Source organism: Kitasatospora sp. NPDC023120, assembly GCF_055560835.1.
This window is the reverse complement of the sequence record NZ_JBVHHY010000043.1, coordinates 17,791-36,374: the sequence shown is the minus strand read 5'-3', so window position 1 is coordinate 36,374 and position 18,584 is coordinate 17,791. Positions and strand designations below refer to the sequence as shown.

Annotated in this window: 15 protein-coding genes; 9 read left to right on the top strand and 6 right to left on the bottom strand. The window is 72.8% G+C overall.

The features are described from left to right. Positions 1-351: 351 nt before the first annotated feature. Both ACZ3TI_RS37660 and ACZ3TI_RS37655 read left to right on the top strand, forming a co-directional pair. The gene (locus ACZ3TI_RS37660; protein ID WP_465734541.1) at positions 352-1,023 is read left to right on the top strand and encodes a methyltransferase domain-containing protein; all 672 of its coding nucleotides are present in this window, start codon (positions 352-354) and stop codon (positions 1,021-1,023) included. A gap of 134 nt (positions 1,024-1,157) precedes the next feature. Beyond that, the gene (locus ACZ3TI_RS37655; RefSeq protein WP_465734519.1) at positions 1,158-3,005 is read left to right on the top strand and encodes an ATP-binding SpoIIE family protein phosphatase; all 1,848 of its coding nucleotides are present in this window, start codon (positions 1,158-1,160) and stop codon (positions 3,003-3,005) included. A gap of 48 nt (positions 3,006-3,053) precedes the next feature. Here ACZ3TI_RS37655 and ACZ3TI_RS37650 read toward each other — a convergent pair whose 3' ends face one another. Beyond that, positions 3,054-5,255, bottom strand: a complete 2,202-nt coding sequence (locus ACZ3TI_RS37650) for an MMPL family transporter (RefSeq protein WP_465734518.1) — start codon at positions 5,253-5,255, stop codon at positions 3,054-3,056. Between the two features lie 136 nt (positions 5,256-5,391). On the opposite strand from ACZ3TI_RS37650, the gene ACZ3TI_RS37645 reads away from it, so the two are divergent. After that, the gene (locus tag ACZ3TI_RS37645) at positions 5,392-6,123 is read left to right on the top strand and encodes a TetR/AcrR family transcriptional regulator (RefSeq protein WP_465734516.1); all 732 of its coding nucleotides are present in this window, start codon (positions 5,392-5,394) and stop codon (positions 6,121-6,123) included. 34 nt (positions 6,124-6,157) lie between these two features. Here ACZ3TI_RS37645 and ACZ3TI_RS37640 read toward each other — a convergent pair whose 3' ends face one another. Next, positions 6,158-7,111: a LysR substrate-binding domain-containing protein gene (locus ACZ3TI_RS37640; protein WP_465734514.1), complete on the bottom strand. Its 954-nt coding sequence runs from the start codon at positions 7,109-7,111 to the stop codon at positions 6,158-6,160. 191 nt (positions 7,112-7,302) lie between these two features. Here ACZ3TI_RS37640 and ACZ3TI_RS37635 point away from each other — a divergent pair, with 191 nt between their 5' ends. The 5 genes from ACZ3TI_RS37635 to ACZ3TI_RS37615 all read left to right on the top strand — a co-directional run bounded on the left by ACZ3TI_RS37635 (position 7,303) and on the right by ACZ3TI_RS37615 (position 10,927). Beyond that, positions 7,303-7,854, top strand: a complete 552-nt coding sequence (locus ACZ3TI_RS37635) for a peroxiredoxin (protein WP_465734512.1) — start codon at positions 7,303-7,305, stop codon at positions 7,852-7,854. Positions 7,855-7,857: 3 nt separating this feature from the next. After that, positions 7,858-8,400: an alkyl hydroperoxide reductase gene (locus ACZ3TI_RS37630; protein ID WP_465734510.1), complete on the top strand. Its 543-nt coding sequence runs from the start codon at positions 7,858-7,860 to the stop codon at positions 8,398-8,400. Between the two features lie 142 nt (positions 8,401-8,542). Next, positions 8,543-8,917, top strand: a complete 375-nt coding sequence (locus tag ACZ3TI_RS37625) for a WXG100 family type VII secretion target (RefSeq protein WP_465734509.1) — start codon at positions 8,543-8,545, stop codon at positions 8,915-8,917. A gap of 10 nt (positions 8,918-8,927) precedes the next feature. Further along, on the top strand, positions 8,928-10,529 hold the full coding sequence (locus ACZ3TI_RS37620; protein ID WP_465734508.1) for an alpha/beta hydrolase: 1,602 nt from the start codon (positions 8,928-8,930) through the stop codon (positions 10,527-10,529). Continuing rightward, entirely contained in the window at positions 10,526-10,927 is a 402-nt protein-coding gene (locus ACZ3TI_RS37615; RefSeq protein ID WP_465734507.1) for a hypothetical protein, read from the top strand. Before ACZ3TI_RS37620 ends, ACZ3TI_RS37615 begins: the two co-directional genes overlap by 4 nt. Before the next feature lie 70 nt (positions 10,928-10,997). On the opposite strand, the gene ACZ3TI_RS37610 is transcribed toward ACZ3TI_RS37615, so the two are convergent. The 4 genes from ACZ3TI_RS37610 to ACZ3TI_RS37595 form a co-directional block, all read right to left on the bottom strand. After that, complete coding sequence (locus ACZ3TI_RS37610; protein WP_465734505.1) at positions 10,998-12,479, bottom strand: AI-2E family transporter; 1,482 nt, start codon at positions 12,477-12,479, stop codon at positions 10,998-11,000. Positions 12,480-12,986: 507 nt separating this feature from the next. Beyond that, positions 12,987-13,727, bottom strand: coding sequence for an aggregation-promoting factor C-terminal-like domain-containing protein (locus ACZ3TI_RS37605; RefSeq protein ID WP_465734503.1), 741 nt, complete (start codon positions 13,725-13,727; stop codon positions 12,987-12,989). Positions 13,728-14,177: 450 nt separating this feature from the next. Then, complete coding sequence (locus ACZ3TI_RS37600) at positions 14,178-15,512, bottom strand: PhoH family protein (protein ID WP_465734501.1); 1,335 nt, start codon at positions 15,510-15,512, stop codon at positions 14,178-14,180. A 287-nt stretch (positions 15,513-15,799) separates the two neighbouring features. Then, a complete protein-coding gene (locus ACZ3TI_RS37595) occupies positions 15,800-16,594 on the bottom strand; it encodes an isoprenyl transferase (RefSeq protein WP_465734499.1) in 795 nt (264 codons plus the stop codon). 393 nt (positions 16,595-16,987) lie between these two features. Here ACZ3TI_RS37595 and ACZ3TI_RS37590 point away from each other — a divergent pair, with 393 nt between their 5' ends. Beyond that, positions 16,988-18,553, top strand: coding sequence for a chitinase (locus ACZ3TI_RS37590; protein WP_465734497.1), 1,566 nt, complete (start codon positions 16,988-16,990; stop codon positions 18,551-18,553). Positions 18,554-18,584: the final 31 nt, after the last annotated feature.

The window sequence follows — 18,584 nt, the reverse complement described above, 5'->3', positions numbered from 1 at the left end:
CACCCCGGCCCGCACCCTCGTGCTTCCGCAACCCCGGCCACACCGACCCAAGCATGACGAGTTGGCCGGAAAGGGACCCCATGACGCAGTGATCACGCATATTCTCAGATGCCAGTACGCACACGAGTGTCTGCCGGAAACGCGTCGGGGTGCAGTCCGTCTGTGTGCTGCGGGGAGCGTGACACACCGCCACCGGCAGCGGCCGCGAGGCCGCCGAGGAGCCGACCGGAGGCCACGGGTGGAAGGGTGCCTCTCAACGTGACGACCGGACAGATATCCGACGCGTTCCCCGTCGGCGAGGACGCGGGGGACGACGAGCCCGAGGTACGGCGGCGCCGGGCGGCCCGTGCCCTGCAGGCGGTCGCCTTCGACACCATCGGCGCGGGGTACGGCGAGGCCTTCCCCGCCAAGGACGGGCAGCTGGCCTGCGGCCGGCGGCTGCTCGCCGGGCTCGAACCCGGGGCGCGGGTGCTGGACGTGGGCTGCGGCACCGGCGAGCCGACCGTCCGCCAGCTGGCCGAGGCCGGGCTGCGGGTGACCGGCGTGGACCTCTCCGACGTGATGCTCACCATGGCCCGGGAGGCGGAGTTCCCCGGCGCATTCCCGCCCCTGTTCCATCGGATCGACCTGTACGATCTGGCCACCGAGCGCGTGGACCGGGTCTGGAACGCCCCCGGGCTCGGGCCGGACGGCCACGGCGGGTTCGCCGCCGTCACCGCGTTCTTCTCCCTGATCCTGCTGCCGCAGGACGAGATCCCCACCGTGCTCCGGCGGCTGCGCGAACTCCTCCGGCCGGGCGGACTGCTGGCGCTCGGTATGGTCGAGGCGGACCTGGATCACGTTCCGCTTCCGTTCCTTGGCAGAGAGCTGCGGATCAGTGGGTATCTGAGGGAGGATCTGGAACGGGTTCTGGTCGCGGCCGGCTTCGCCGTCGAGGAGTGCTCGGGGCATCCGTACGCGCCGGCCAGTACCTCGCTGCCGCCGGAGGAACAGCTGTTCCTGTGCTGTCGACGCGTCGGCTGACCGACCGATCGACCACAGCACCCGCAGCACCGCCGGCACTCACAGCACCACCGGCACCCGCAGCACCGCCGGCGCTCACAGCACCCACCGACAGAGAACACCCACCGACCACACCGAATCCAGGACAGGCAGCCGTGCGCGACCAGCTCAAGACCGAGGCGGAGCAGCCGCCCGCCGTCCCGGGCCAGCGCCGCCAGGTCCCGGCCCGGGCGCAGGCTCCGGCGAAGCCGACGCCCGCGCGGCCGGAGCGCGCCGAGGTGGCGGACCGGCTCGCGTACCTCGACTCGGCGACCCGGCGGATCAACAGCGCCCTCGACCTGGCGGCGACGCTGCGCAACATCGGCCGGGTGCTGGTCCCGACGCTGGCCGACGCCGCCGTGGTCCACCTGCGCGACCCCCTGCCCAACGTCGAACGCGAGCCCGGCTTCCCGGAGGAGCTGCGGATCCACCACAGCACCGGCACCCGGATCGGCCGCCGCGGCCGCCCGGGCGGCTTCGACGACCGGCGCCGCTCCCGCTACGGCGCCCGCTCGACCGCCGACAGCGGCCCGGCCACCCCGGTGACCCGCGGCGGGGCGCTCGCGCACGCCCTGCTGAGCCGCCGACCCGCCGAGCCCGCCGTCCTCGGCACGCCCGGCGCCGAGCGCACCGAGGTGCTGCTGCGCGAGCTGTACGGCACCCGCGGGGTGGCCCGGCTGGGCGCGGGCACCTCCGTCCTCGCCCTGCCGCTGCGCGGCCGCAAGGCCGTGCTGGGGCTGCTGGTGCTGATCCGCCGCCCTCCTGAACGCACCGGCCGCCCGGTCTTCGACGCCGCGGACACCGCGACCGCCGCGCACCTCGCCACCCAGGCCGGGCTGGCCGTGGACACCGCCCTGCGGTACGCCCGCGAGTGGGAGATAGCCAACGAACTCCAGCGCAGCATGCTGCCGTTGCGACTGCCGCAGCCGCACGGTGTCCGGCTCGCCCAGCGCTACCTGCCCGGTGAGCGCGGCGCGCAGGTCGGCGGCGACTGGTACGACGCCGTCCCGCTGCCCGGCAACCGGGTCGCCCTGATCGTCGGCGACGTGATGGGGCACTCGCTCACCTCGGCCGCCATCATGGGCCAACTGCGCACCAGCGCGCAGACCTTGGCCGCCCTCGACCTGCCGCCGCACGAGGTGCTCTACCACCTGGACGAGCAGGCCCAGCGGCTCGGCCGCGAACAGCACCTGGCCACCTGCGTGTACGCGGTCTACGACCCGATCGCCAACCGGGTGGTGCTGGCCAACGCCGGACACGTCCCGCCGGTGCTGGTCCGCCCGGACGGGACGGCCGAGCTGGTGGAGCTGGACTCCGGGGCCCCGATCGGGGTCGGCGGGGTGGACTTCAACTCGGTCGAGCTGCCCGCGCCGCCCGGCTCCGCACTGCTGCTGTTCACCGACGGACTGGTGGAGACCCGCAGCCGCCCGATCAGCGACGGCCTGGAGGTGCTGCGCTCCCGGATCGCCGCCGCCCACTGGCAGTCCCCCGAGCAGCTGTGCCAGGAGGCGCTGCGGATCCTGCCGCCGGGCGACCGCGGCGACGACATCGCCCTGCTCGGCGCCTGCTTCGACGGCATCCCGGCCGGGGACGTCGCGCACTGGTACCTGCAGCCGCGCAACGAGACGCCGGGCCGGGCCCGCCGGCTGGCCGCGCACACCCTGCGCCGCTGGGGGCTGGACGAGCTCAGCGAGGCGACCGAGCTGATGGTCAGCGAGCTGGTGACCAACGCCGTCCAGCACGCGACCCGGCCGGTCACCCTGAGCCTGGTGCGCACCACCCGGCTGCGCTGCGAGGTCGGTGACGACAGCCCGCTGCTGCCGCGCCCGCGCCGTACCGGGCCGGAGGATGAACGCGGGCGCGGGCTGCAGATAGTGGCCCGGTGCGCGGACCGCTGGGGCGCGACGCGGCTGGGCACCGGCAAGGTGGTCTGGTTCGAGCAGCGGCTGCCCGTGGGGACGTGAGCGGGTGCCCGGTGGGAGCGGATCCCGCCGGGCACCCCGTACGGACGGTCAGGCCCCGACCGGCTCCTTCCGGGCCGGCTGCTCCTCCGCCGGCCGCTTCTCCAGCTCGGCGATCAGCTGCTCGCCCTCCATGTCCACCCGCGGCACGACCTTCTCCAGCCGCTTCGGGAACCACCAGGCCGCCTTGCCGAACAGCGCGATCGCGGCCGGCACCAGCGCCATCCGCACCACGAAGGCGTCCACCAGCACGCCCACCGCGAGGGCGAAGCCGATCGGCTGGACGATCGGGTCGTGGCCGAAGACGAAGGCGCCGAACACCGAGACCATGATCAGCGCGGCCGCCGTCACCACCCGGGCGCCGCCCTTGACCCCGCCCACGACCGCCTCGCGCGGCGCCTTGCCGTGGACGTGCTGCTCCTTCATCCCGGAGACCAGGAACAGCTCGTAGTCCATCGCCAGCCCGAACAGCACCCCGATCAGCAGGATCGGCACGAAGCTGACCACCGGGCCGACCTTCGGCACGTCGATCAGGCCGTCCAGCCAGCCCCACTGGTAGACCGCGACCACCGCACCGAGCGAGGCCCCGATGCTGAGCAGGAAGCCCAGCACCGCCTTGAGCGGCACGAGCACCGAGCGGAAGGCCAGCGCGAGCAGCACCAGCGCGATGCCGACGATCACGGCGACGAACGGCGGCAGGGCCTGGCCGAGCTTGGTGGAGACGTCGATGTTGGCGGCGGTGGTGCCGGTGACGGCGATGTCCGCGCCGGTCGCCGACTTCAGGTCGGCGCGCTGGTGGCGGATCTCGTCGACCAGCGTCCTGGTGTCCGCGTCGTCCGGGCCGCTCTGCGGGATGACGGGGACCAGGGCGGTCCGGCCGGTCGCGTCGACCTGCGGCGGCAGCAGCGTCCGGACGCCCCTCAGGGTCTGCAGCTTGCCCGCCACGGCCTGGACCGCCTGCTCGGGCTGCGGCGCACCGTGGGCGTCCACGACGACCACCAGCGGCGCGTTGAAGCCCGGCCCGAAGCCGTCGCTGACCAGGTCGTACGCCTTGCGCGCGTCCGTCCCGACGGCCTGTGACCCGCCGCCCGGCAGGCCGAGGTCCAGGCTCGCCGCGGGCACCGCCATGGCGCCCAGCCCGGCCAGGCCGACCAGCAGCACGGGCAGCGGGCGGCGGACCACGAAGCGGGCCCAGCGCTCACCCATGGTGGTCCGGCCGCTGGTGCGCAGCGCGCGCTTCCAGACCGGCAGCCGGTCGACGGCGCGGCCGACGAAGCCCAGCACCGCGGGCAGCAGGGTGATCGCGACCAGGACGGCCACCACGACGGCGCCGGAGGCGGCCAGGCCCATCACGGTGAGGAACGGGACGCCCGCGACGGCGAGCCCGGCGAGCGCGACGACCACGGTCAGGCCGGCGAAGACGACCGCGCTGCCCGCGGTCGCGGTGGCACGGGCGGCGGCCTCCTCCGGCTCCAGGCCCTCGTCCAGGTGGCGGCGGTGGCGGAACAGGATGAACAGCGCGTAGTCGATGCCGACCGCGAGGCCGACCATCAGGGCCAGCACCGGCGCGGTGGTGATGATCTGGAACGAGCCGGAGAGCGCCAGCAGTCCGGCCATCGACGCGCCGACGCCGACCAGCGCGGTCAGCAGCGGCAGCCCGGCCGCGACCAGCGTGCCCAGGGTGATCACCAGCACCACCCCGGCCACCACCAGGCCGATCGACTCGGAGCCGCCCTCGATCTGGGCGAGCTTGTTGTAGGCGTCGCCGCCGAAGGCCACGTCCAGCCCGGCCGCGCGGGCCGGTTCGGCGGCCGCCTTGACCGCCTCGCGCTGCTGGTCGGTGACGTCGGCGAGCTTGCGGTCGAAGGACACCAGGGCGATCGCGACCCGCTGGTCCGGCGAGACCGCGCCGGTGGCGTACGGGTCGGGCACCGCTGCCACGCCGGGGACGTGGGCGATCCGGGCGACGGCCTCGCCGACCGCCCGGGCCGCGGCGGGCGTGGTGGCGCCGCCGGCCGCCGGGGCGGCGAAGACGACCTGGGCGGAGCCGTGGCCCTGTGCCGGGAAGGTGTCCGTGATCCGGTCCAGCGTGGTCTGCGCCTCGGTGCCGGGCACCTTGAACTCGTCGCTGGTCTTGCCGGCGAAGGCGCCCGCGGCCCCGCCGATCGCGATCAGCACGGCGATCCAGACGGCCAGGACGGTGCGCCGTCGCCGGAAGCAGAAGCGGCCCAGTCGGTACAGGTACGTGGCCATGGACGTCCTCGGGGTCGGTCAGGGCAGGTCGCGTCCCACCGTACGCTCAAGTTTGTCGGGTGACAAAGTTGGCCGACCGAATCGGTCGACCACATCGCTTGACACAGTTGACCGACCATGGCGATACCCTGGCTGGATGGCTCACGTCCCCGCCTCCGAACGCCGCCCGCAACTGGTCCAGGCCGCACTCGACCTGATGACCCGGGAAGGGGTCGCCGCGGGCAGCACCCGCGCGATCGCGGCCGAGCTCGGGGTCGCGCAGGCGACGGTGCACTACACCTTCGGCACCAAGAAGGACCTCTACCGGGCCGTGGTGGAGCAGCTGACCTCCGAGGCGATCGGGCAGGTGCGCGCCGCGACCCCCGGCGACGGTCCGTTCGGCGAGCAGGTCCGCACCCTGGTGTACGCGCTCTGGGAGGCCGCCACCGGCGAGGAGGGGCGCTGCGTGCTGCTCAGCGAGTTCGGGGCGCTGGCGATGCGCGACCCGGACGTGCAGGAGATCATGCTCGGGCTGCAGCGCGAGATCGAGGGCACCGCCACCGAGATGCTCACCGCCCTGGCGGCCGCCCACGGGCTCGCCCTGGCGATGCCCGCGCGCGAGATCGCCGTCCACTTCCTCAGCGGTTTCGACGGACTGACGGCCCGCTACCTCGCCCTGCGTGGCGCCGGCGGCCGGCCCGAGGCGGACACCCTGGGGGCCCTGGACCTGCTGGTCGCGACGACGGTCGGGCTCTGCCTGGGCACCCCGGCCGTCCGCCCCGAGCCGCGCGGGCACGGGGAGCCGGGCTGGCACGAGGAGCCGCGCCCGCACGGAGAACCGGGCTGGCACGGAGAACCCGGCTGGCACGGGGAGCCGGGCCCGGCCTGAGTCGACCCTGGGTCGGGCGCCCGGCCCGGACCGGTCAGGACCCCACGATCCGGACCGGCAGTTCGGCCAGCACCTCGCGCAGCGCGGCCGCGAAGCGCTCGTACTCGGCACCGCGGGCCGAGCCCGGACGGACCGCCAGCCCGATCCTGCGCCCCGGCGCCGGGGCGGCGAAGCGGACGGCGGCCAACCGGTCGGTGCGCCCGGCCTCGACGTCCAGCGCGGTGGCCGGCAGCAGGGTCACGCCGAGGCCGCCGGCGACCAGTTGCACCAGGGTGGACAGGCCGGCCGCGCGGGTGGTCGAGCCCCCCGGGTCGGCACCGACCTCGCGGCAGATGTCCAGTGCCTGGTCGCGCAGGCAGTGGCCCTCCTCCAGCAGCAGCACCTCGAGGTCGAGCAGCACGTCGCGCGGGACGTCGATCCGCCCGGCGAGCGGATGACCCGGCGGGGTGACCAGGACGAAGTCCTCGTCGAACAGCGGGATGTCCAGGGTCGGCGAGGTCCCGCCGGCCGGGAGCGCGAGCAGCAGGACGTCCAGGCGCCCGGCGCCCAGCCCCTCCAGCAGCGAGGGGGTGCGCTCCTCGTGGACGTGGAGCTCCAGCTCCGGGAAGCGGTCGCGGACCAGCCGCAGCACGGTGGGCAGCAGGTAGGGAGCGACGGTCGGAATGACGCCCAGGTGCAGCGGCCCGGTGAACGGGCGGCGGGCGGCCTCGACCTCCTCGGTGAGGGCCTGCAGCGAGGCGAGCACCCGGCGGGCGTGCTGGTGCACGCGCTCTCCCAGAGGAGTGACAATCACCTTGCGCGTCGTACGCTCGACCAGCTGCGCGCCCAGCGACTCCTCCAGCGCCGCGACCGCCCCGGACAGCGCGGGCTGGCTGGTGCCGGTGGCGGCGGCGGCCTCCCGGAAGTGCCGGTGCTCGGCGACCGCGACGAAGGCCCTCAGCTGGGCGACCGTCGGGGTGCGGGGGCTGCGGACTGTGGCGCTCGCCACAGCGGGGTCGGACTTGGCGGCGGCGGCCCGGCGGGATCCCGGCCGCGACGTGGGGGATTCGGTACTGATAGCAAACTCCGATCAGACCCATCCAGTGTAGCTATTTCCCCGATCAGTCCACGATGTGGAATCGTGATGGGTGTCCGGAATCCGGACAAAGCTCCCCTCATCTCACTTCAGGAGAAGCGAACGTGCTCACGATCGGTGACAAGTTCCCCGAGTTCGACCTCAAGGCCTGTGTCGACCTGGACGCCGCGAACGCCTTCGCTGACATCAACCACAAGACCTACGAGGGCAAGTGGAAGATCGTCTTCTTCTGGCCGATGGACTTCACCTTCGTCTGCCCGACCGAGATCGCCGCGTTCGGCAAGCTGAACGACGAGTTCGCCGACCGTGACGCCCAGATCCTCGGCGTCTCCGGCGACTCCGAGTTCGTGCACCACGCCTGGCGCAAGGACCACAAGGACCTGCGCGACCTGCCCTTCCCGATGCTGGCCGACGTCAAGCACGACCTGATGCGCGCCTGCGGCGTCGAGGCCGAGGACGGCACCGCCCAGCGCGCCGTCTTCATCGTCGACCCGAACAACGAGATCCAGTTCGTCATGGTGACCGCCGGCTCCGTCGGCCGTAACCCCAAGGAGGTCCTGCGGGTGCTGGACGCCCTGCAGACTGACGAGCTGTGCCCGTGCAACTGGAACAAGGGCGAGGACACCCTCGACGCCCAGGCCCTGCTGGCGGGCTGACCCATGGCTCTCGACGACCTGAAGGCCGCCCTCCCGGACTACGCCAAGGACCTCAAGCTCAACCTGGGCTCGGTCATCGGCAACTCCGACCTCCCCGCCCAGCAGCTCTGGGGCACCGTGCTGTCCTGCGCGATGGCCACCCGCAGCCCGGGTCTGCTGCGCGAGCTGGAGCCCGAGGCCAAGGCCAACCTCTCCCCCGAGGCGTACACCGCTGCCAAGGGCGCGGCCGCGATCATGGGGATGAACAACGTCTACTACCGGACGCTGCACCTGCTCTCCGACAAGGAGTACAGCACGATGCGGGCCGGTCTGCGGATGAACATCATCGGCACCCCGGGCGTCGAGAAGGTCGACTTCGAGCTCTGGTGCTTCGCGGTCTCCGCGATCAATGGCTGCGGCCAGTGCCTCGACTCGCACGAGGCCGTCCTGCGCAAGGCCGGCGTCGAGCGCGAGGTCATCCAGGCCTCGATGAAGATCGCCGCCGTCCTGCAGGCCGTGGCCGGCGTCCTCGACTCCGAGGCCGCCCTGGCCACCGTCAGCGCCTGACCCACCCGGCACCCCCGGCGGGCCCCTCCCGGACACCACGTCCGCGAGGGGCCCGCTGCCGTTTCCCCCGCCCGAGGCCCCGTGCTTCGCTACAGTGCGGGGTGATCCGTGCACGACATTCGGTCCGAGGGGGGAACCGCAGATGTCCGACCACCCGTCATCCGGCTTCCGAGCCAGTCCGGAAGGGCTCCGCCAGGCCGGCGGCACCGCCGTCGAAGCCGCCTCCGGCATCCCCGGCGAACTGAAGGCCCTGGCCGAAACCTCGCAGACGTCCGTCGCCGGACTGTCCGGCCTCCGGTCCGGCGCCGCCCTCGGCAGCTGCACCGGCGCCTGGAACACCCTGCTGACCGACCTGCACACGACGATGAGCCGTCAGGGCCAGGGCCTCGCCGACGCGGCCGACGGGTACGGAAGCACCGACCGGCAGATCAGTACGGCGTTCGGTCCGGACACCCGCACCGCCACCACCGGCCCCACCGTGGCACAGCAGCAGAACTTCGTGCTGCACTTCGGTTAGGGGGAGCCGCATGGATCTCGCCACCCTGCGCGACACCGACCTCACCCACCTGTACGCCGCGGCCGACGCCTACGACAGGCTCCACAACTCCCTCGGGCAGCACGCGGAGAAGTGGAGCACCGGCGTCGACAACCGGATCGCCGCCTCAGGCTGGTCCGGGTCCACGGCTGACGCGGCCCGCCCGGCGCTGCACCGCACCGCGGGCGAACTGAAGGCCGCTCAGAGCGAGGTCGGCCAGATCGGGAGATCCCTCCGCACCGGAGCGGACGCGCTGGCCGTCGCCCAGTCCACGCTGCGCAAGGCGCTGGCCGACGTGCAGACCGCCGGAATGTCCGTCGACGACCGCGGCACCGTCTCCTGGCCGCCCGGAAGCCACGCCGACCAGCACGACCCGGAGTACCAGAAGAGCTGCGAACGGACCGCCGGGCAGCTGGCCGGCCGCATCGCGGCAGCGCTCACCGAGGCCGCCACCGTCGACCAGGCCCTCGCCGCCCGGATCCAGCACTACACCGCCCGTGCGCAGGACGGCAGCGGCCTCGACCCGAGGACGGCGCTCCAGGACCAGCTCGACCCGAGCCGAGCACCCGGCACCCTGATGTACGGCGCCGTTCCTGAGCCCGGGGCGTCCCCCACCGAGGTCAACGCCTGGTGGAACGGTCTCCCCGCCGACCAACAGCAACGGATCATCACGGAGCACCCGGACCTCGTCGGCAACCGCGACGGCATCCCGGCCCTTGCCCGGGACCAGGCCAACCGGATCCTCCTGCACAGGTTCATCGCGGAGTACGAGCGCAACGGATCGCCGGCCACCGGGTACCGATGGCAGAAACTGGAAGGCTTCCGGAAGATCAGCGAACGGCTGCTGGAATCCGCGGGGAAGGAGCCCCCGGTGCTCCTGCTCGGCATCGGGGACGAAGGCCAGGGCCGGGGCATCATCTCCTTCGGCAACCCGGACACGGCGGACAACGTCACTTCGCTGGTCGGCGGTCTGGGCACCGAGCTGAAGAACATCGGCGGTACCGACGCCAACAGGGCGAAGGCCGTGTACGACGCGGCCAGGCGCGCCGATCCGACGCGGTCGACGGCGTCGATCGCCTGGCTGGGTTACGACGCCCCGCTCCCCTTTCCGGAAACCCTCGACCTCGGTCGCGCCCAGGGCGGGGTCGACGCCTACCGCAGGTTCCTCGAGGGGCAGCGTGTCACGCACCAGGGGGCACCGGCCCATGTGACGGCGCAGGGGCACAGCTTCGGCTCGCTCCTGGTCGGCCTCGCGGCGAGGAAGCCGACCGGGCTGGCAGCCGACGACGTCATCCTGGTCGGCAGCCCCGGTACGGACGCCTTCCACGCCTCCGACTTCTCCGTCGGCGCCGACCACACCTACGTCGGCGCCGCCGCATTCGACTACGTCTCGCACGCCGGCTGGTACACCCGGGACCCGGCGAGTGCCGACTTCGGAGCCCAGCGCTTCGCCGTGGCCGACGGTCCGGTGGACTTCACCGCGCACTCGTCGTACTGGGACGACGAACCCGGCGCCGACCACACCTCGGTCGACAACATCGGGCGGATCGTCAGCGGCCACGGCGACCGGATCACCCGGGACGGCCGACGATGACCGGCAACCCCTCCGGTCCCCGACCGCCCCGCCCACCCCGGCCGTCGCTCGCCGAGGAAGCCCTGCGTCCGCGAGCGCTGTCGGCCCCCTCCGCCTCGTGGTGGCGGCCCCTGGCGTGGACTTCGTGGATCACGAGCATCGCGTTCACCCTGCTGTGGGTGCCGCTGGTCGGACTGCAGAAGGCGAACAGGGACCGGAGCGAGGACGCCGCCGCCCGGGAGCTGATGTTCGGCCCGCTGCGCGGTCCGGCGATCGGGGCTGCGGTGACCCTGCTCGTGATCCTGGTGACCCCGGCTCGGCGGTGGAAGCCCAGGGTGATCGTGGCCCTGACTGGTATCGGCTCGGTGCTGGGGTGGCTGAGCGCGATGGGCTACCTGCTCGCGCGGGCCGCCCGATGAGCGAGCGGCGGCAGCCGCAGGGCAGTGGCAGCCCTCACCGCCGTACTGTCCACCCTTCGTTAGACGGGCCCTACTCGGCCGCCGGGGCGGGCTGGGCCACCGGGGCCGGTGCGGCGGGTCGGCCGGCGGCAGTGCGCTCGGCGGCTTCGCGGGCGGCTTCGAGGGCGGTGAAGACGGCCTGGCCGGCTTCGTTGCGGCGGCGCAGGTGGGTGATCACGGTGTTGGTGACGGCGATCAGCGGGACGGCGACGACCGCGCCGCCGATGCCGCCGACGATGCCGCCGGCCGCGACGCCGAGGACCACGCCCAGCGGGTGCACCCGGACGGCCCGGCCGAGGATCAGCGGCTGCAGGATGTGGCTCTCGACCTGCATGACCGCGATCAGCACCACGAGCACCATCAGCGCCGTCCACGGCCCCTGGGTGACCAGGGCGATCAGCACCGCGACAGTGCCGGTGACCAGCGCGCCGACCAGCGGGACGAAGGCGCCCAGGAAGATGATCACTGCCAGCGGCATCGCCAGCGGCACGCCCAGCAGGTCGATGCCGATCCCGATGCAGACCGCGTCGATGAAGGCCACGCAGACCGTGCCGCGCACGTAGGCGGTGAGCGTCGCCCAGGCCTTCGGGCCGGCGCCGGCCATCGCGAAGCGGGAGTTCCGGGGCAGGCCGCGCAGCGCCCAGGACCAGATCCGCTCACCGTCGTAGAGGAGGAAGAAGGTGGTGAAGAAGGTCATCAGCAACGCGGTCAGCACCTCGACGGCGATCTGCGCGCCGGTGATCGAGGCCGAGGTGAGCTGATCGGTGTTGGTGGTGATCGCCTTGGTGATCTGGTCGGCGAAGTCCTTGATCTGCTGCTGGGTCAGGTGCAGCGGCCCGGTGATCAGCCAGTCCCGCAGCTGGTTGACACCGTCCTTGACCTGGGCGGTGACGTCCGGCAGGTTGGTGCTCACCTGCCAGACCACGAACCAGCCGACCAGCCCGATCCCGGCCAGACCGCTCAGGAACACCACGCCGGCCGCCAGCGAGCGCGGCGCCCCGTGCCGGCGCAGCCAGGACACCGAGGGCTCCAGCAGCGCGGCGATCAGCAGCGAGGCCAGCACCGAGAAGGCGACCAGCCGGAGCATGTCGACCACGTAGAAGACGACATAGAGCGCGGCCCCGAGCAGCAGCAGCCGCCAGGTCGACTCGGCGGCCACCCGCAGCCCCCACGGCACCGCCTCGGCGGGGGTGGCGGGCCGGCCCGGGTGGTACTCGCGGCCGAATCCCGCGTGCGCGGCGGGTGCCGGCGGCGCCGGTGCGGCGGGAACGGGGGTCTCGGCGGCTGCCGAACCCGCCGCCGGTGCCGGGGCGGGGTCGGTCCGCGGTACGGGCAGCGGGCCGGGCGCGTCGGCGACCGTCGGTGCCTGCCCGTCGGCGAGCTCGGGGACGGCGAGCTCGTGCGGGTCTGCCGCCATCGCGGCGCGTCGGCGCCGTTCGATCACGGCGGCCGCGCTCGCCACCACGGCCATGCCCTTGGCCACGGCCTTGAAGGCCTTTCCGCCCCGCGCCATCCTCGCTACCACCGCTCCCCTGCCCGACCCGCCGTGCCCAGCGGTACGCCGCGGGTCCTGCCGCGGCCGTCAGGGAAGACGCTACCCGGCGCGGGGGCGGTGAGTCCGGTCGCCGGTGGGTTCGATTTCGAGCACCACATGCCGATGATCAGGGCAAATCGCCATGTTCCAGGTGGTTTCGGATGCACTTCGCTGGGGAGGAGTCGGGACGAGACCCCGGAGGCCACGCCTCCGGAAATCCCCGAAACCAACCGCCGGCGGACCGGCCGGTGCGGGAAGCAACCAGGACCCCTTCCCGCGCCCCGCGTCCGCAACAGGACCGCACCGCCCGAGAGCGCACTGGTCAGCGCAGCCCGGGCGGCGCGGTTCGCCTTTTCACGCCGCAGGGGAGGACCGACCCGGCGAAGAGGGGCGACCCGGCAAAACGACGGCCCCCGGCCACCCGCCCGGGAAGGGCGAGCGGCCGGGGGCCGTACGGGGAGTGCACCGCCGAGGCGGCAGCCACTCCTAGTACCAGTTGTGGGCCTGCCAGAACGACCAGGCGCCACAGGGGCTGCCGTAGCGGCTGTTCATGTAGCTGAGGCCCCACTTGATCTGGGTGGCCGGGTTGGTGCGCCAGTCGGCACCGGCCGAGGCCATCTTGGTGCCGGGCAGCGCCTGGACCAGGCCGTACGCGCCGGAGCTCTTGTTGGTCGCGGTGTAGTCCCAGCCGCTCTCGCGCTTCACGATCTGGCTGAAGCACTGGAACTGGGCGTCGTTGCCGACGATCTGCCGCGCCAGGTCCTGGACCGAGCCGGGGCTGACCGAAACCGGGGGCGTGCTGTCGTCGACGGCCGTCATCGCCGAGCGGGCCTTGGACCGGTTGGCCGCCTCGGCGGCCTTGCGCTGGTCGTCGGCGGCCTTGGCGGCCTTCTCCGCGTCGGCTTTCGCCTGGGCGTCGGCCTTTGCCTGGGCGTCCGCGGCAGCCTTCTGGCGCGCGGCTTCCTCGGCGGCCTTCTGCTCCGCGGCGGCCTTGGCGGCAGCGTCGGCGGAGGCCTGCTGGGCGGATGCCTGCTGGCCGATGTTGTCACTGATGGTCTGCGCCTGGGCGCCAGAGGGGACTTCGGCAAGCAGGGTCGCGCCGGCGGCGACGTCGACCGTCTGCGTGGTCTTGCCCTCGCTGCCCGAGGCCATGCCCACGACGGCACCGACAGCGGTGACGGCGGTGGCAGAGGCCACAGCAACTCCCCGGACCGAGATCCGAGTCACATGGATTCCTTCCAGCATCGCCCACGCGTGACCGTACGGGCGCAACATGCCCCTTGGCACGGACCTCCGCACGGTGCTCTGGTCACGGGAGGTGCTGGCCCGGCGTCCGGCCGAGGTGAGGCGACCGGGCGTTGGAATCGGGCGGCGTACGGCTCATCGGTCTTCAATTGTGCGTCCACCGACCGGAGTTGGCGGACCTTCCGGGCCTGACTCCCGGGGTCCGGAAGCCCTGCCGCGCCGTACGCGGGGCCTGACAGAACCCTCACCATGCCGCACCGGGCGCTGTCGACGCAATTCCCGCTCGCGTGGCGCATGTCACATTCACCGTACGGGAGTTCCCCGGACGGAAAGCACTCGATGTGATGAAACGGATGGGGCCCGATCCGTCAGGAGCGGGCCCCAGGGCGCGAATTGACCGTATTGTCCGACTATGTCCCGGTCAGGGACGGATCACGGGTGGATGTCCTCCAGCATCTCCGTGACCAGCGCCGCGATCGGCGAACGCTCCGAGCGCGTGAGCGTGATGTGGGCGAAGAGCGGATGCCCCTTCAGCTTCTCCACCACCGCCACCACCCCGTCGTACCGGCCCACCCGGAGGTTGTCCCGCTGCGCCACGTCGTGGGTGAGCACCACCCGCGAGCCCTGGCCGATCCGGGACAGCACCGTCAGCAGGACGTTGCGCTCCAGCGACTGGGCCTCGTCCACGATCACGAAGGCGTCGTGCAGCGAACGCCCCCGGATGTGGGTCAGCGGCAGCACCTCCAGCATCCCGCGGGAGATGACCTCCTCGATCACGTCGGGGGTGGTGACGGCGGAGAGGGTGTCGAAGACCGCCTGCGCCCAGGGGCCCATCTTCTCCGCCTCGGAGCCCGGCAGGTAGCCGAGCTCCTGGCCGCCGACCGCGTACAGCGGCCGGAAGACCATCACCTTGCGGTGCTGCCTCCGCTCCAGCACCGCTTCCAGACCCGCGCACAGCGCCAGCGCCGACTTGCCGGTGCCGGCCCGGCCGCCCATCGAGACGATGCCGATGTCCGGGTCGAGCAGCAGGTCCAGCGCCACCCTCTGCTCGGCGCTGCGCCCGCGCAGCCCGAAGGCCTCGCGCTCCCCGCGCACCAGCCGGACCCGCCCGTCACCGGTGACCCGGCCCAGCGCGCGGCCGCGCTCCGAGGTGAGCACCAGCCCGGTGTGGACGGGCAGCTCGTCGACGCCGTCGACGTCCACCCCGGCGTCGTGGCCGGTCGCGAACAGCGCGTCCACCTGGTCCGCCGGGACGTGCAGTTCGGACATGCCCGTCCAGCCGGACGTGATCGCCAGCTCGGCCCGGTACTCCTCGGCGAGCAGGCCCACCGAACTGGCCTTGATCCGCAGCGGCAGGTCCTTGGAGACGACGGTGACGTCGTAGCCCTCGGCCTGCAGGTTGCGGGCGACCGCCAGGATCCGGGTGTCCGCCTCGCCGCCGCCGGCCCGGTAGCCGACCGGCAGTATCGACACGTCGGAGTGGTTGAGCTCGACCCGGATGGTGCCGCCGAGCTCCCCGACCGGGATCGGCTCGTCGAGCCGGCCGTGGCGGATGCGGTAGTCGTCGAGCAGCCGCAGCGCCTGGCGGGCGAAGTAGCCCAGCTCCGGGTGGTGCCGCTTGGCCTCCAGCTCGGTGACGACCACCACCGGGAGGACGACCTCGTGCTCCTCGAAGCGGGTCATGGCGAGCGGGTCCGCCAGGAGCACGCTGGTGTCGAGAACGTACGTGCGCCGGTCTGGTGTCCGGCGGCTCTTGGAACTGACCACTAGGCCTCCAGAGCGGATGACCCTGCGTCATCCGCGGCAAGCCGGCCCCCGCTGCCCCGGTGGCCTCGGGACCGGACTGACTGGAGTATTCCCAGGCGGGGGGCGGTGCATTCGCGCCCCCGGAGAACTGACGGATCATTGCCGGTGAACGTTTGGCCTCGCGCGGGAGCCGGGTAGGCCAGCCCTACGGTGGTCACTTCACCGTGGGACTCGGGGTGGGACACCCGCGTGAGGCTCGGCCTGGGGCCGCGGTCCCACCGGCCCGCGGGGCGGGGACCGGAGAGGGCCTACAGGCCCATCCGCCGGTTCCGCTGCTCGAAGGCGCGCAGGGCGCGCAGGAAGTCGACCTTGCGGAAGGCCGGCCAGTAGGCCTCGCAGAAGTAGAACTCGCTGTGCGCGCTCTGCCAGAGCAGGAAACCGGACAGCCGCTGCTCGCCCGAGGTGCGGATGATCAGGTCCGGGTCGGGCTGGTTGCGGGTGTAGAGGTGCTCCGAGATGTGCTCGACGGTCAGGATCTCGGCCAGTTCCTCGATCGAGGTGCCGCGTCCGGCCTGCTCCTGGAGCAGGGAGCGGACGGCGTCGGCGATCTCGTGCCGACCGCCGTACCCGACCGCGACGTTGACCGTGATGCCGTCGATGTCGGCGGTCTCCTCGGCGGCGCGCTTGAGCACGTCGGCGGTGTGCTGCGGGAGCAGGTCCAGCGCGCCGACCGGGTGGACCCGCCAGCGGCGGGCGGCGGCCAGGCCGGTGACGGCGTCCTCGATGATGCCGAGCAGCGGGACCAGCTCGTCGGCCGGGCGGTCCAGGTTGTCGGTGGAGAGCATCCAGAGGGTGACGACCTTGACGTGGGTCTCGTCGCACCAGCCGAGGAACTCGGTGATCTTGTCGGCGCCGCGCTGGTGTCCGTACGCGGTGGAGCCGCCGGTGGCCTTGGCCCAGCGGCGGTTGCCGTCCAGGATCACCCCGATGTGGTGCGGGGTGCGCGCGAGGTGGACCTCGACCCGGCGGCCGTAGAGCCCGTACATCCCGTCCAGCAGGGTGCGCAGCCCCGGCGTCCGTTCGGCGACATCGCGCAGACCCATGTTTCCCGGACCCCTCCGTGCTCGTTCAGCTGGTGCGTCACCACCCCGGCGCAGCCTACTCCGGAGCACAGGCACACGGTAAAGCCGCAGGTAGCGGTCTGGTCACGGTCCTGTACGAAGTCTGTCGCGACGGGCGTGTCGGGGGTCGCGGGGCGGTCGGGCGGGAGCCGTGGCGGTGCGGACACGGAACGGTCTCCGAATCCTTAACGGAACCGTAAGCCGTCGGTCCGGTGCTTGACGACCCGCAATGGTCTAGTCCAGCTTTTGATCCGGGGCGGAACGGTCCTCCTCCGCCCCCTCCCGCAGGCTCTGCACGGACGCAACGCCCTCCCCCACACGCGGCCGCCGCGCCCCCCACCGCGGCGGCCGCTCCTCCCCCAGGAGCGTCACCCCATGGCCCGTACGCTGAACCAGCCCTCGCACAAGCGGCGGCGCAGCACCCTCCCGGCCGTCGCGGCCGGTGCCACCGCACTCGCCCTGGCGGGCGGCGGCCTCGCCCTCCTCGCCGGCGGCGCCAACGCCGCGGTCGGCAACCTGGTCACCAACGGCGGCTTCGACGGCGGGCTGGGCGGCTGGAGCTGCACCGGCGCCGCGACCGCCGTCTCCTCGCCGGTCCACTCCGGCACCGGCGCGCTGCAGGCCGCCCCGGGCGCCGGCGACACCGCCGAGTGCACCCAGACCATCAGCGTGCTGCCCAACACCGGCTACACGCTGAGCGCCTGGGTCCAGGGCCCGTACGCCTACCTCGGCGCGCGCGGCACCGGCGGCACCGACCCGTCCACCTGGTCGAACCAGAACAGCTGGAACCAGCTGTCCACCACCTTCACCACCGGGGCGAACGCCACCAGCGTCACCGTCTACCTGCACGGCTGGTACGGCCAGGGCGCCTACCTCGCCGACGACGTCGCGCTGATCGGCCCCGGCGGCACCGGCACCCCGTCGCCGACCGCGACCCCCACGCCCACGCCGACCCCCACGCCGACCGCGACGGCCACCGCCTCCCCGACGGCCACCGCCACGCCGACCGCGACGCCGACCGGCACCACCCCGCCGACCACCGGGCTGCCGGCGCACGTGGTCACCGGCTACTGGCAGAACTTCGACAACGGCTCGACCGCGCAGCGCCTGAGCGACGTCCAGAGCGCGTACGACATCATCGCGGTCTCCTTCGCCGACGCCGTGCCGACCCAGACCGGCGCGATCAGCTTCACCCTGGACCCGGGCCTGTCCAAGGCCCTCGGCGGCTACACCGACGCCCAGTTCCGTGCCGACATCAAGGCCAAGCACGCGGCCGGCAAGAAGGTCGTCCTCTCCATCGGCGGGCAGAACGGCGCGATCACCGTCGGGGACGCCACCGCCGGGAACAACTTCGTCAACAGCGCCTACGCGATCCTCAAGGACTACGGCTTCGACGGCATCGACGTCGACCTGGAGAACGGCGTCCAGGCCGGGCCGCTCGGCAACGCGCTCCACGCCCTGCAGGCCAAGGTCGGCTCCGGCTTCGTCCTGACCATGGCGCCCGAGACCATCGGGATGTACAGCACCGCCGGCGCCTACTTCCAGCTGGCGCTGAACACCAAGGACATCCTGACCGTCGTCAACACCCAGTTCTACAACTCGGGCGGCATGAACGGCTGCGACGGCAAGGTCTACAACCAGGGCACCATCGACTTCATCACCTCGCAGGTCTGCACCCACATCCAGGGCGGCCTGCGGCCCGACCAGGTCGGCATCGGCGTCCCGGCCTCGAGCAGGGCGGCGGGCGGCGGCTACGTCTCGCCGACCGTGGTGAACAACGCGCTGGACTGCCTGGCCACCGGCAACAACTGCGGCAGCTTCGTGCCGCCGGCCAAGTGGCCCACCATCCGCGGCGCGATGACCTGGTCCACCAACTGGGACGCCAACAACGGCAACGCGTTCTCCAACGCGGTCGGCCCGTTCGTCCACAAGATGCCGTAGGCGAGGACCCACCTCCCCGGCGTGCCGCCCC